The 13,168-nt window shown below is 73.0% G+C and carries 13 protein-coding genes; 4 read left to right on the top strand and 9 right to left on the bottom strand.

All coding sequences use genetic code 11. From position 1 onward, the window contains the following. Positions 1 to 67: 67 nt before the first annotated feature. The gene (locus H291_RS0108060; protein ID WP_020014475.1) at positions 68 to 1,351 is read left to right on the top strand and encodes an exonuclease domain-containing protein; all 1,284 of its coding nucleotides are present in this window, start codon (positions 68 to 70) and stop codon (positions 1,349 to 1,351) included. On the opposite strand, the gene H291_RS0108055 is transcribed toward H291_RS0108060, so the two are convergent. After that, a complete protein-coding gene (locus tag H291_RS0108055) occupies positions 1,338 to 1,904 on the bottom strand; it encodes a CGNR zinc finger domain-containing protein (RefSeq protein WP_020014474.1) in 567 nt (188 codons plus the stop codon). The genes H291_RS0108060 and H291_RS0108055 overlap by 14 nt on opposite strands. A 100-nt stretch (positions 1,905 to 2,004) precedes the next feature. On the opposite strand from H291_RS0108055, the gene H291_RS0108050 reads away from it, so the two are divergent. Beyond that, positions 2,005 to 3,171 (top strand): epoxide hydrolase family protein, encoded by a 1,167-nt coding sequence (locus H291_RS0108050; protein ID WP_020014473.1) that lies wholly within the window; start codon positions 2,005 to 2,007, stop codon positions 3,169 to 3,171. Positions 3,172 to 3,215: 44 nt separating this feature from the next. Here H291_RS0108050 and H291_RS0108045 read toward each other — a convergent pair whose 3' ends face one another. Then, the gene (locus tag H291_RS0108045) at positions 3,216 to 5,486 is read right to left on the bottom strand and encodes a glycoside hydrolase family 3 N-terminal domain-containing protein (protein ID WP_020014472.1); all 2,271 of its coding nucleotides are present in this window, start codon (positions 5,484 to 5,486) and stop codon (positions 3,216 to 3,218) included. Further along, complete coding sequence (locus H291_RS0108040) at positions 5,483 to 6,130, bottom strand: sugar O-acetyltransferase (RefSeq protein ID WP_157236771.1); 648 nt, start codon at positions 6,128 to 6,130, stop codon at positions 5,483 to 5,485. Before H291_RS0108040 ends, H291_RS0108045 begins: the two co-directional genes overlap by 4 nt. Positions 6,131 to 6,303: 173 nt before the next feature. Between H291_RS0108040 and H291_RS0108035 the strand changes: the two genes are divergently transcribed. Next, positions 6,304 to 6,549, top strand: coding sequence for a hypothetical protein (locus H291_RS0108035; RefSeq protein WP_020014470.1), 246 nt, complete (start codon positions 6,304 to 6,306; stop codon positions 6,547 to 6,549). A gap of 36 nt (positions 6,550 to 6,585) precedes the next feature. Here the strand turns inward: H291_RS0108035 and H291_RS0108030 are convergent, their stop codons facing one another. The 6 genes from H291_RS0108030 to H291_RS0108005 form a co-directional block, all read right to left on the bottom strand. Next, positions 6,586 to 7,443, bottom strand: a complete 858-nt coding sequence (locus tag H291_RS0108030) for a hypothetical protein (RefSeq protein ID WP_020014469.1) — start codon at positions 7,441 to 7,443, stop codon at positions 6,586 to 6,588. A gap of 81 nt (positions 7,444 to 7,524) precedes the next feature. Next, positions 7,525 to 8,559, bottom strand: coding sequence for a Gfo/Idh/MocA family protein (locus tag H291_RS0108025; RefSeq protein ID WP_033325809.1), 1,035 nt, complete (start codon positions 8,557 to 8,559; stop codon positions 7,525 to 7,527). After that, complete coding sequence (locus H291_RS0108020) at positions 8,546 to 9,376, bottom strand: ABC transporter ATP-binding protein (protein WP_020014467.1); 831 nt, start codon at positions 9,374 to 9,376, stop codon at positions 8,546 to 8,548. Before H291_RS0108020 ends, H291_RS0108025 begins: the two co-directional genes overlap by 14 nt. Beyond that, complete coding sequence (locus H291_RS0108015; protein ID WP_232216005.1) at positions 9,373 to 10,416, bottom strand: ABC transporter substrate-binding protein; 1,044 nt, start codon at positions 10,414 to 10,416, stop codon at positions 9,373 to 9,375. Before H291_RS0108015 ends, H291_RS0108020 begins: the two co-directional genes overlap by 4 nt. A gap of 63 nt (positions 10,417 to 10,479) precedes the next feature. Next, a complete protein-coding gene (locus H291_RS0108010) occupies positions 10,480 to 11,358 on the bottom strand; it encodes an ABC transporter permease (RefSeq protein ID WP_020014465.1) in 879 nt (292 codons plus the stop codon). Between the two features lie 256 nt (positions 11,359 to 11,614). Further along, entirely contained in the window at positions 11,615 to 11,932 is a 318-nt protein-coding gene (locus tag H291_RS0108005) for a hypothetical protein (RefSeq protein ID WP_020014464.1), read from the bottom strand. Positions 11,933 to 12,070: 138 nt separating this feature from the next. On the opposite strand from H291_RS0108005, the gene H291_RS0108000 reads away from it, so the two are divergent. Further along, on the top strand, positions 12,071 to 13,111 hold the full coding sequence (locus H291_RS0108000; protein ID WP_033325806.1) for a LacI family DNA-binding transcriptional regulator: 1,041 nt from the start codon (positions 12,071 to 12,073) through the stop codon (positions 13,109 to 13,111). Positions 13,112 to 13,168 lie beyond the last annotated feature (57 nt).

The following is a 13,168-nucleotide window of genomic DNA, read 5'->3' as shown; positions in this document are numbered from 1 at the left end:
CCCGGCAAGACCTCACGCCACCTGGAACGATTGCCCGGTTCTGCACGCCGCCGCGAGAGGAGACGCATTGACCGGGTACGCCGTCGTGGACGTGGAGACGACCGGGTTGTTCCCGGGCGGGAGCGACCGGATCGCGGAGATCGCGATCGTCCAGGTCGACTCCGACGGCCAGATCGAGGGCACCTGGACCACGCTCGTCAATCCCGGGCGAGACCTCGGGCCGCAGCAGATCCACGGGATCAGCGCCTCCGACGCCCGCTACGCACCGGCGTTCGGCGACGTCGCAGGCATCGTCGCCGAGCTGCTGCGCGGACGCACGTTCGTGGCGCACAACGCCCAGTTCGACCGCCGGTTCGTCTGGCACGCGTTCGCCGAGGTCGGGTACGACGTCCCGCTCATCGCGCCCACCACCCTGTGCACGATGCGCACCGGCGCCCAGCTCTTCCCGACCGCCCCGCGTTCCCTGGCCGGTGCGTGCTTCCACCACGGCGTCACCCTCGACTCCGCGCACGAGGCCCTCTCCGACGCCCGCGCCGCGGCGGAGCTCCTGGGCATCTACCTGGCCCACGGTGCCCGCAACGTCGTCCCGGACTGGGACGATGTCGTCGAGCTCGCCGCGACCACTCCCTGGCCGATGATCCCCGTCACCGGGGCCGCGCCCGTCCGGCGGGGCGTCGCGACCGAGCGCGACGCCCACTTCCTCGCCCGGCTCGCCACGGCTTGCACCTCACCCGTCACCACGTGGGAGAAGGAGAAGTACCTCCAGCTGGTCGACCGCGCCCTGCTGGACCGGCACATCTCGGCCCGCGAGCACGACCAGCTCGCCGAGTTCTGCGCCCAGGTCGGGATCGGGCGGGCGGACGCCGAGGCCCTGCACCGCGAGTACCTCACCGGGCTCGCCGCGGTGGCCTGGACCGATGGCACGCTCGACCCGACCGAGGCGGCCGACTTCCTGGCCGTGGCCGGCATGCTCGACGTTTCCGAGGCCGACGCACAGGACATCCTCGAGTCCCCGCAGGGCGCAGACCCGAACGCTGGCAGCGCCTCCGCCACCGACCAGGGATCGAGCCGCTTCACGCTCGCCCCCGGCGACCTGGTCGTCTTCACCGGGGCGATGGACGAGCCGCGGGACGTATGGGAGCGCCGAGCCAGGGCGGCCGGACTCGTCCCGCATCCGGCCGTCACCAAGAAGGTCCGACTGGTCGTCGCGGCGGACCCGGACTCGATGTCCGGCAAGGCCCGCAAGGCCGAGTCCTACGGCATCACCGTGGTCGGCGAGACCGGGTTCGTACGCATCCTCGACAAGCTTGCGCGTTCCGCGCGCCCGGCCGCGGGAATTACGACGCCGTAAGGCGCTGGTTCGCGAGGAACCGCGCCTTCTTCTCCTTGTTCCCGCACGTGCCCATGTCGCACCACCGGCGCGACCGGCTCTGGCTGGTGTCGAAGAACGCCGCCTGACAGGTCGGCGAGGCGCACAGGGCCAGCTTGCCGTCCCGCTCCCCCGCGAGGATCCCGATCGCATCGGCGGCGATGACGCCCAGCGCGTCGTCGACGGCCGACGTCGCCGAGAGCCGCCATTCCCGATCGCCCTCAGGGCCGAGGACAGCGGAAGCACGGCCCCGGACACTGAAGTCGTTGATGACCCGAACGGCCGCAGCGGGAAGCACCTCCTGCCGCGCCCCCGCCGTCGCCGCCTCGTGGATCGCCTCCCGCAGCTCCCGCGCGCGTTCGAGCTGCGCGGCGGTACAGGACCGGACGGCGAGGCCGCTCACCGCCAGCCAGTCGGCGAGCCGGCCCGGCGTCGGGATGCGCTCCACGGGGTCACCGTGCCGTTCCGACAGCGTGCCCGTGAAACTCGTCGCGAGCACCTTGCCGAGGCGGAAGTCCGGGAACCGAGCGGTCATGGAACCACCTTAGCCGGTTGCGGCTGGTCGTGAACGGCTGCTAGAACCGTCTTAGCCGGTTCCCGCGAGCCCGAGCCGGCACCACCGACGAGGAGGTCCCATGACCAGCCAGCCAGGCGACGTGCAGCCGTTCGAAACCCGTGCGACCGACGCCGACCTCGACGACCTGCGCGCCCGGCTGGCCGCGGCTCGGCTGCCGGAGGCCGAGACGGTCCGCGGCTCCGCACCCGGCCCGAGCCGGTGGGACCAGGGCGTCCCCCTCACCGACCTCGTCGACGTCGCGGACTACTGGCGCACCGGGTACGACTGGCGACGCTTCGAGGCACGCCTCGACCGGATCGGCCAGTTCCGGACGACGATCGACGGCCTGGGCATCCACTTCCTGCACCGGCGTTCCCCGCGGGCCGACGCCACGCCGCTGGTCCTGACGCACGGCTGGCCGGGCAGCGTCGCCGAGTTCACGCACGTGGTCGACGAGCTGGCCGAGCCGGCCAACCCGGACGCGCCCGCGTTCCACGTCGTCGTCCCGTCACTGCCCGGGTTCGGCCACAGCGAGCGGCCGGCCACCACCGGGTGGGGCATCGAGAGGATCGCGGCCGCCTGGGTCGAGCTGATGGGACGGCTCGGCTACGACCGGTTCCTGGCCCACGGCGGCGACTGGGGCGGCGTCGTCACCACCATCCTCGGCGGCCGGTTCCCGGACCACGTCATCGGCATCCACACGACCGTCGCGCAGCCGCCGCCCGGTCTGACGACGGACGGGCTGACGGCGGCCGAGCGCACCTGGGTCGAGGAGTCCCGCGACTTCTGGGGCCGCCGCGCGGCGTACGCGAAGCAGCAGGCGGCCCGGCCGCAGACCATCGGCTACTCGCTCGTCGACTCACCGGTCGGGCTGCTCGCCTGGATCCTCGACAAGTTCGCCGAGTGGTCGGACACGACCGACAGCCCGTTCGAGACGATGTCCCGGGACAGCGTCCTGGACAACGTCACCCTGTACTGGCTCACGCGCACCGGCGCGTCGTCGGCCCGCATCTACGCCGAGAGCCACGCCTCCCTCGACCCCGACCTCCGGGTCGACGTCCCGACGGCGGTCACCACCTACCCCCACGACATCGAGCGGTGGCCCCGGCCCTGGGCCCAGGAGCGGTTCCGCCGGATCGTGCGGTGGCGGACGCCGGAGGCGGGCGGGCACTTCCCGTCCCTGGAGGTTCCGGAGTACTTCGTCCAGGACCTGCGCGAAGGCCTCGCGGCGGTGCAGCGGGGATGACGGCGGCCGTGCGGACGGGCGAGCCCCGTCCGCACGGCCCGCGATCAGCGCCCAGTCACAGAGAACGGCACCCGCAGCAGGTCCGCGTCCCGCGACGACCACCCGACCAGCAGCTCGAACCCACCCGGCTCGACGACGCGGTCGCCCGCCTGGTCCACGATCGTGCAGTCCGCGACCGGCAGGTCGAGGTCCACCACGACGCTCTCCCCGGGGGCGACGTCCACCTGCCGGTAGGCCTTGAGCTCCTTGTCGGTCCAGCTCACGGACGTCACCGTGTCACTGACGTAGACCTGCACCGTCTCGCGCGCCGGACGGGCGCCCGTGTTGGTCAGGGTCACGCGGGCATGGATCGTGTCGTCCGGGCCCAGCTCGGCGGACCGCAGCTCGAGGCCGGTGTACTCGACCGTGGTGTACGACATCCCCTCGCCGAACACGAACGCGGGCTCCTGCGTCAGGTCGGCGTACCGGTCCCCGTGCTGGCCGCGGAGCTGGTTGTAGTAGATGGGCTGCTGGCCCACGTGCCGGGCGAACGAGATCGGCAGGCGCCCGGACGGCTCGATCTGCCCGAGCAGCAGCTCGGCGACCGCCCGGCCGCCCTCCATGCCCGGGTTCGCCGTCCAGACCACGGCCGCGGCGTCCAGCGCGGACTGCGGCAGCACGAGCGGCTTGGACGCCATGACGACGACGACCAGCGGCGTCCCGGTCTCGGCCAGCGCGTCCAGCAGCGCGACCTGCCCGCCCACGAGCTCCAGCGTCGCGGTGGACCGGCCCTCGCCCACCAGCTCGACCTGGTCGCCGACGACGGCCACGACGTAGTCGGCGTCCCGCGCCTGCTCGACGGCCTGCGCGATCAGGGCCTCGTCGGGGTCGCGCGGGACGACCACCTTGGGCCGGGGCTGCCCGTCCGGGAAGGTCTCGCCCTCCGGGGGCGTCACCAGGGAGAGGATCTCGGCGCCGAGCGCGCTGGTCACCGTCCAGTCCTGCGGGGTCAGCTCGCGCAGCCCGTCCAGCACAGTCGTGATCATGTCGCGCGGGTGGCCGTCGGGCAGCCAGTCGGCCTGGCCCGAGCTGCCGGCCCAGTCGCCGAGCTGTGCCTGGGCGGCATCCGCCAGCGGCCCGACGACGGCGATGCGGCGGGGCCGGTCGGCGCCCGCCATCGGCAGCGTGCCGCCGACGTTGCGGAGCAGCACCAGGGACCGCCGCGCGAGGTCCAGGTTCACGGCCGCGTGCGCCGCGGACCCGATCAGGTTCGTCGCGCGCTCGGCGTCGGGCCGGCGCGGGTCCTCGAAGAGGCCGAGCTCGAACTTCAGCGTCAGGATGCGGGCCACGGCCCGGTCCAGGTCGGCCTCCTCCATCAGGCCGGCCGCGATGGCCTCCTGGGCGCCCTCGAAGAACTGCGGCGTGGTCATCACCATGTCGTTGCCGGCCCGCACGGCCGCGGCCGCGGCGTGGGCGTGGTCGGGCTGGATCTTCTGCTCCCAGACCATCCGGCCCACGTTGTCCCAGTCGGTGATCAGCGTGCCGGTGTAGCCCCACTCGCCGCGCAGCACGTCGTTCAGGAGCCAGTCGTTGATGGTGATCGGCACGCCGTCCATGGACTGGTAGCCCAGCATGAAGGTGGCGCAGCCCTCCTTGGCGACCCGCTCGAACGGCGGCAGGAACCAGGAGCGCAGCTTGCGCCGGGAGATGTCCGCCTCTGACGCGTCCCGCCCGCCCTGCGTCTCGGAGTACCCCGCGAAGTGCTTCGCGGTCGCCAGGATCGCCGTCGGGTCGGAGAGCCCAGAGCCCTGGTAGCCGCGCACCATGGCGGAGGCGAGCTCGCCGATCAGGTACGGGTCCTCGCCGAACGTCTCGTCCACCCGGCCCCAGCGCAGGTCGCGCGCGATGCAGAGCACCGGGCTGAATGTCCAGTGGACGCCGGTCGCGGCCGCCTCGACGGCGGTGACGCGGGCGGCCTGCTCGATCAGCTCCGGGTCCCAGGACGACGCCATGCCGAGCTGGGTCGGGAAGATCGTCGCGCCCTCGAAGAACGAGTGCCCGTGGATGCAGTCCTCGCCCACCAGCAGCGGGATGCGCAGGCGCGTCTGCTCGACCAGGTCGTGGGCCAGCTTCAGCCGGCTCGGCGAGGTGTGCAGGATCGACCCCACGTGCTTGCGCAGGATGTCGCCCTCGTAGTCGCCGCGGGCGTCGAGCTGGAGCATCTGCCCGACCTTCTCGGGCACCGTCATCCGGGACAGCAGGTCCGCGACCCGCTCCGGGACGGGCAGGCTCGGGTCGAGGTAGGCGGCGACGGCCGTCGCGGTGCGCTCGCTCATCGGACCGCCTCCCGTGCGTCGACGGTGAGGGTCCGCGGGGCCTTGTACGTCCACTCGCGGTCGGCGTCGGTGATCTCGCGCAGGATGCGGGCCGGCACCCCGCCGACGACGACCATCGGCGGCACGTTCGCGGTGACGACGGCACCGGCAGCGACAACTGAGCCGCGGCCGATCGTGACACCCGGCATGATCGAGACGTTGCTGCCGATCCACACGTCGTCCTCGATGACGACCGGGGCGGAGAACTGCTCGCCGTGGGGGCGGACGTCCGGGTGCACCGGGTGCCCGGTGGCGGTGATCGTGACGTGCGGGGCGAACATGACGCCGTTACCGATGGTGACCGGCCCGTCGTCCACCAGCGTCAGGCCCGTGTTCGCGTAGACCCCGTTGCCGACCGTGGTGTGCACGCCGTAGGCCACGAACAGCGGCGGCTCGAACCACGCCTGGTCGCCGAGCGAGCCGAAGAGCTCCTCCAGCACCCGGCGCCGGCCGGCCACGTCCCGCGGCTCGAGGCCGTTGAACTCCCGGGCGAGCTCCTTGCCGCGCACCCGGGACTCCTCCAGCGCCTCCAGGCCCGGACCGAAGTCCGTGTACAGCTCTTGGGCGTCGATCCGTCGCCGGACTTCCTGCTCGCGCTCGTCCACCACAGCTCACTCTCGCGTCGGCAGGCCCTCGTCCGGGGCCCGCGATTCTCTGGCGCCGTGCTCACGGCCGGCGCCCCGCGTGCGAGCGTACACACAAAACTTACAGGGCGGTAAGCGTTTGATCAGACGGTGGATGGTCGTGCCGGGCGGCCGCGCCAGGGCATGCTGTACCCATGCCGAAGACCCTGCCCACTGGCCCCACCGTGATCACCGACGACAGCGAGGTGCGCTTCGTCGCCGGGGCCGACCAGTTCGCGCTCAAGCTCAAGGACGGGCACCTGCACGTGCGCGCCATCGACACCAGCGGTGACGAGGCCCAGGTCGTCGTGATCCCGACGTCGCGCAGCACCCTCAACCTGGAGATCAAGCACGCGGGCGGCCACGGACCGGTGTCCGTCGAGGGGCCGACTGTGCGCTGAGCAGCCTGGCCCGGGCTCCGGCCCGGGCCGCACCGGTCAGTGCATGCGGCTCGCCCAGAAGCCCGGCGGGATCTCCTCGGTGGCGTCGGCCGGCAGCGTCCAGCCCGCCCCGAGGAGCCGGGCCCGCTCCTCGAACGTGATCGCGACGTCGTCCGGGTCGGCGGGTTCCGGAGCCCGGCCGTCGGGGGTGACGATCGACTCGACCCGCCAGTCCCTGCCGTCCCAGCGCAGGGTGCCGGCCTGGTGCGTCCAGCGGATGTCGACGTCGGAGGCGTCCTGCGCCTCGCCGTCGCCGCTCAGGCACGGCGCCCAGGTGGAGACGACCACCTCGGTGGGCACCCGCTCCGCGCCGTAGCTCCCCACCGAGACGACCTTGTAGGCACCGAACTCGTAGGCGCACCCGGTGAGCGCGTCCGCCCCCAGCCGGTCCTGCGCCTCCGCGGCCGCCTGGTCGGTCAGGCCGCTCGCGGCGTGCCCCTCGTCGGTGAAGATCCGCTCGGCGATCTGCGCCCGCTCCTGCGGCGTCCGGAACAGCGCCGCGTCGGCCGCGTTGCCGTAGGTCATCATGGCCGAGACCGCGCCGTCGACGCTCTGCGGGAAGCCGACGGGGACACCGGCGACGTCCTCGGTCGCACCGGCACCCTCCGCGGCCTCGCCCACGGGCAGGGCCGTCGGGACGTCGGTCGGTTCGAACACCGGGTCGAGCTCGTCCCCTCCGCGGAGGCCCAGCACGCCCACGACCGCGGCGATCAGCACGGCCCCGACCAGCCCGCCGATGATCCGGTTCCCCAGGCGCCGGTCGCGCCGCACCTGGGGATCGCCCCCGGGCAACGCGACCTCGTCCGCGGTGGCGGGCTCCGGGCGCGCCGTGTCCTCTTCGTGCGCAACAGGCATCGGGCTCCCCCTCGTCGAGACCTGGTGGACCGTAGGTTCGTGAGCAGGGCTCAGAATCGGCAGGGACAGCATAATCCCTGATCAGAGGGCTGTCGGCCGCACCACCGCCCCCGACGCCGCCGCCTTCTCGATCGCGCACAGCAGCCGCACGGTCTCGACGGCGTCGTCGATGCCGACGGGCACCGGCGTCGACGTCTCCAGCGCCTCGACGATGCCCGCCCACTGCGCCAGGTGCCCCGCGTGCCCGATCGCGAGCGGCTCGGCCGCGCCGCTCGCCGGCCCGCCCGCCGCCGGTGCAGGCACCCCCGGGACGTCCCAGCGCAGCACCTCCCCCTGCCCGAGCTCGACCGAGCCCCGGGAACCGAACAGCGAGATCGTCGCGGGGAACCCGGGCGGCGTCGCCGTCGTCGTGGTCACCACGCCGAGCGCACCCGAGGCGAACCGGAGGGTCGCCACGGTCGTGTCCTCGGCCTCGATCGCGTGCGCGAGGGTGCCGGACTGCGCCGTCACCGACTCGACCGGGCCGCACAGCCAGCGCAGCAGGTCCACGTTGTGCACCCCCTGGTTCATCAGGGACCCGCCGCCCTGGTCGGCCGCGGTGCGCCAGCCCGCCGCGCGGTAGTAGTCGTCGTCCCGGTGCCAGTGCACGTGCGTCATCGCGAGGCGCAGCTCCCCCAGCGCGCCGTCGTCGAGGGCCCGCTTGAGCGCGACGTGCTCGGCCTCCAGGCGGCGCTGGGCGATCATCGAGACGGATCGCCCGCGCTCGTGCGCGGCGCGCGCGACCCGCAGCGCGTCGTCGACGTCGAGCGCGAGCGGCTTCTCGACGACGACGTGCCGGCCGGCCTCCAGCGCCGCCAGCGCGAGCGCCGCGTGGGTGCCGCTCGGGGTGCAGATCGCCACGACGTCGACGTCGGGGTGGGCGATCACCTCGCCGGGTGCGAGGCGTACCGCCGGCAGGTCCGGCTTGCCCGGACCGGCCGGCGGGCGCGCCCGCCCGCTGTACGCGACGAGCCGCGCCCGCCCCCCGAGCTCAGCGAGGGCACGGGCGTGCATCGCGCCGATGCCGCCCATCCCGATGATCCCCACCCCGAGCGGAGCCTCCTCACTCGGGCGCATGGCTGGCGCCGAGCAGGTCGCGTAGCCGCTCGGCCGCCGCCGTGAACCGGGGGTCGGTCAGCGTCGGCCCGTACTCGCGGCGCTCCGGCAGCCCCGGTTCGAGGGTCTCCACGATGCGCCCGGGCCGCGGGCTCATGACGACGATCCGGCTGCCCAGGTACACCGCCTCCGGCACGGAGTGGGTCACCAGCACCACGGTGGTGCCGGTCTCGCGCCAGATGCGGTTCATCTCGATGTTCATCTGCTCGCGGGTCAGGGCGTCGAGCGCGCCGAACGGCTCGTCCATCAGCAGCACGCGGGGCTCGTGCAGCAGCGCGCGGCACAGCGCGACGCGCTGCTGCATGCCGCCGGAGAGCTCGTGCGGCAGGGCCTTCTCGAACCCGGTCAGGCCGGTGAGCTCGATCAGGTGGTCGGCGCGCTCCTCGGCGCGGCGCCGGTCCATGCCGCGCATCTCGGCCTGGAGCAGGATGTTCTTGCGCACGCCCCGCCACTCGAGCAGGGCCGAGCGCTGGAAGGCGAACCCGATCTCGCGCTGCGGCCCGGTGACCGCCCGCCCGTACAGGCGCACGTCGCCCTCGGTGGCGAGGGTCAGCCCGGCGATGATCTTGAGCAGCGTCGACTTGCCGCAGCCCGACGGCCCCGCGATCGTGACGAACTCCCCCGGCAGCACGGCCAGCGAGACGTCGTCGAGCGCCACGGTCTCCGAGCGCTTGGAGGTGAAGCGCCGGGTGAGGTGCGAGACCTCGATGATCGGTTCGACGTCGGCGGCCCGCGCTGACGCGCTGTGCTCGGTCGCGGGCCCGGTCGTGGCGGTCACATGCCCTCCCCGAAGGACGCGTCCCAGTACGCGTCCGGCGTCGGCTCGCCCTCGAACTCCGTGTTCTCGGTGAGGAACGTGAGCGTGTCGGTCCACTGCTGCTCGGTGTTCACGCCTGGCGCGGGGGCCTCCTCGAGGTTGAGCAGGCCGATCGTCGCCTCGAGCTGCGCCGCGAGCACCTCCTCGTCGGGCGCCTGCTCGGCGTCGGCGGCCATCGCGGCGACGGCGGCGTCCGGGTCCTCGGACGCCGCGAGGAACGACTTCGACGTCGCCCGCACCATCGCCTGGACCAGCTCGGGGTCGCCGTCGATCGTCGCCTCGTGCGCCAGCAGGCCGGTGCCCAGCATGTTCATGCCGAAGTCCGAGAACGGCAGGGCCGAGACCTCCTTGCCGGTCTGGTTCTCGATGGTCGCCGCCTGGTCGTGGTAGAAGCCCTGGATGGCGTCGACCTTGCCCTCGATCAGCGCGGCGATCTTGCCGGCGGCGTCCACGTTGACCACGGTCACGTCGTCCGGGTTCACGCCGTTGATCTCCAGCCACGCTGGGAACGTGCCGTACATGGCGTCGCCGGGCGTGCCGCCGACGGTCTTGCCCACGAGGTCGGCGGGCTCGGTGATGCCCTGGTCGTCGAAGAACTCGACGGAGCTGGGGCCGGTCTGCAGGAAGACGCCGACGCTGCGCACGGGCATGCCGGAGCTGATGCCGTTCGCCAGCGGCGGGGTGTCCGCCCACCCGAAGTCGGTGTTGCGCTGCGCGACCTGCTGCACGGTGTTGCCGGACCCGTTGCCCGGCTGGATCGTGAGGTCGATCCCCTCGTCCTCGAAGATGCCCTCCGCCACGCCGTAGTAGAACGGCGCGTGCTCGCCGTACGGCACCCAGTTGAGGGTCACGGTGACCTCGCTCAGGCCCTCGGCGTTCTGCTCGCCGAACCCGCCACCGGCGGTCTGCCCGCAGGCCGCGACCGTCGCGAGCGCGACGCCCGCCACGCCCAGCGACATCGTGATCCTGCCGCCACGCCTCTGCTTCGTTGCACCACGCATGGGAGAGCCTTTCTGGTCGTGCCGCCACGGTGACGGCGGGAACGCGGAAGAGAGCCGGTCCGGTCAGACGGTCGCGAGCGCGAGGTTGCCGCGCCGCGAGGCGTGCCACGGGATGAGGAGCCGTTCGAGCACCTCGACCAGCACGAACAGGACCACGCCGATGAGCGACATGAGGATCAGGTCGGCGAACAGCAGCGGTGCGTCGAGGTTGCCGCTGGCGAGCAGCAGCACGTACCCGAGGCCGCGGTCGGCGCCCACGAACTCGCCGACGACGGCGCCCACGACCGCCAGCGTGACCGCGACCTTGAGGCCGGACATGAGCTGCGGCAGGGCCCCGGGGAACCGGATCTTGCGGAAGGTCTTCCACCGGGAGGCGCCCATCGTCGCGGACATCTCCAGCAGCTCGGGGTCGACCGAGCGCAGCCCCGCGACGGCCGAGACGACGACCGGGAAGAAGGCGATGAGCACGGCCAGGACGATCTTCGGCGTCATGCCGAACCCGAACCAGACGACCAGGATCGGGGCGATCGCGATCTTGGGGATGACCTGCGCGAAGAGGATGAGCGGGTAGAGGGACTTCTCGGCGGTCCTGGAGTAGACCAGCAGCACGGCGGCCGCCACGCCGATCACGGCCGCGAGCACGAACCCGACGATCGTCTCCAGCGTGGTGACCCACGTGTGCTCCAGGAGCATCGGCCACTCGGCCGCCATGGTCTCCGCGACCGCGCCCGGGGAGGGCACGAGGTAGGCGGGGACCAGCTCGCGCCAGGCCACGAACCACCAGAGGGCGAACAGCGCGAGCAGCACGGCCGCCGGCCGCCACGAGTCCGCGAGCAGCGCGAGCGCCCGGCTCCCCGCCGTCGGCCCGCCGGAGGGCTGGGCCGGCGGCCGGGACCGGGGCGAGGACGGCGTCGTGGGACGGGCCTCCTGGGTGGTCACCATGGCGTGATCCTCCATAGTTCGCTCATTCCGTTTCGTCGCACGGGGTCGACGTCGACACCGTGGGGCAGCGGGTCAGGGCACACCGGACGTCGTCGTCCCGGAGGTGCCGGTCGGTAGAGCAGGTCAGCGGCTCCGGCCTGTGGAGCCGCTTTTCACGGGGGACACTATGAGCCCCACCAGGGCCGGACAACGAGTTGCCACTTGTTGCCCCGCCACCGCGAGCCCCCGGTGGCACGCGGTTGCCACCGGGACCGGGTCAGCCGTCGTGCGGGTCGGTTCCGGCGTCGTCCGCGACGGCCTCCAGGTCGACGGCGACGGAGCGGAAGCCCGCGGACCGCACGGCCCGCAGGACCTCGCCGCGCAGGGGCTCCGACGTCATGGTCGCGAGGTCGCGGTGCGGGGCCTCGAGCCGGGCGAGGTCGCCGTGGTGGCGCACGCGGATCTCCTCGAGGCCGAGGCGGCGCAGCTCGCTCTCGGCGGCCTCGACCTGGACGGCCTCGTCCGCCGGCTGGTCGCCGGGCTCGTCGTCGTCCCCGGGTGGCGGGCTCGTCCCTGATGCGGCGCGCATGGTCATGCGGTCATTCGAGGGTGCGGCACCAGGGCAGTCAAGGTGTTGCCACCTCTTGCCGGGCAGGCAAGGACCTGCCACGCCCGCGCGGGTCTGCGGCAATTGGTTGCCGTCGGCGGGCCGCGCGCCGTACGCTCCCCGCGCATGGGCGAAACTGCCGAAACAGGGAGCTCTCGGACCAGACCGACCATCTACGACGTCGCCAAGGCCGCCGGCGTCGCGCCCTCGACAGTCTCACGGGCGTTCTCCCGGCCGGGTCGTGTCAACGCTGACACGGCGGACCGGATCCGTCGCGTCGCCCACGAGCTCGGCTACCGGACGAGCCCGATCGGGCGCGCGATGCCCGACGGCCGGACGGCGCTGCTCGCGATCGTCGTGGCCGACCTGACCAACCCGTTCTTCTTCGAGATCATCCGCAGCGCCGAGAAGACCGCCATCGACGCGGGCTACACGCTGCTGGTGGTGGACGCGCACGAGTCCAGCGGGGCCGAGCGCCGGGCGCTGGAGCGCACCCTGCCCCTGGTGGAGGGCGTCGTGCTGGCCACCTCGCGGCTCTCGGACGCGGCGATCCGCGCGGTCGCCAAGCAGCGGCCGACCGTCGTGATGAACCGCGTGGTGGCGGACGTCCCGAGCGTCGTGACCGACAACGCCCAGGGGATGCGGCGCGCCGTCGAGCACCTGGCGGGCCTGGGGCACTCCCGGCTGACGTACCTGGCCGGGCCCGAGGCGTCGTGGGCGGACGGCATGCGCTGGCGCGCCTTCCGTGAGGCGACCCAGGAGCTGGGGCTGCGAGCGCGCCGGCTCGGCCCGTTCGCGCCCACGCTCGCGGGCGGGCTCTCGGCCGCCCAGGCGCTGACCACGCACTCCGCAACCGCGACCGTCGCCTACAACGACCTCGTCGCGATCGGCACGATGCGCGGGCTGACGCGGCTGGGGATCGAGGTGCCCCGCGACCTGAGCGTGGTCGGGTTCGACAACATCTTCGGCTCCGACTTCTGCACCCCGCCGCTGACGACGGTCGCCTCTCCCCTGCGCCACTTCGGCACGTTCGCCGTCCAGCGCCTGCTGAACCAGCTCCGCTCCCCGTCGGCGGGGCCGTCGGTCGCGACGTCCTCCGGCCTGTCGGCACCGGCGCTGCTGCCCGCCAAGCTCGTCGAGCGCGGTTCCACGTCCCGCCGCCCCTGACCCGTCGGGTACTGCCCCAGGGGCAACAAGTGGCAACTCGTTGTCCGGGGTCACCCC

The sequence above is a fragment of the Promicromonospora sukumoe 327MFSha3.1 genome (genome assembly GCF_000385135.1).
GTDB lineage: Bacteria > Actinomycetota > Actinomycetes > Actinomycetales > Cellulomonadaceae > Promicromonospora > Promicromonospora sukumoe_B.
Note: the sequence above shows the minus strand (reverse complement) of the source record. Positions and strands in the feature narration are given on the sequence as shown.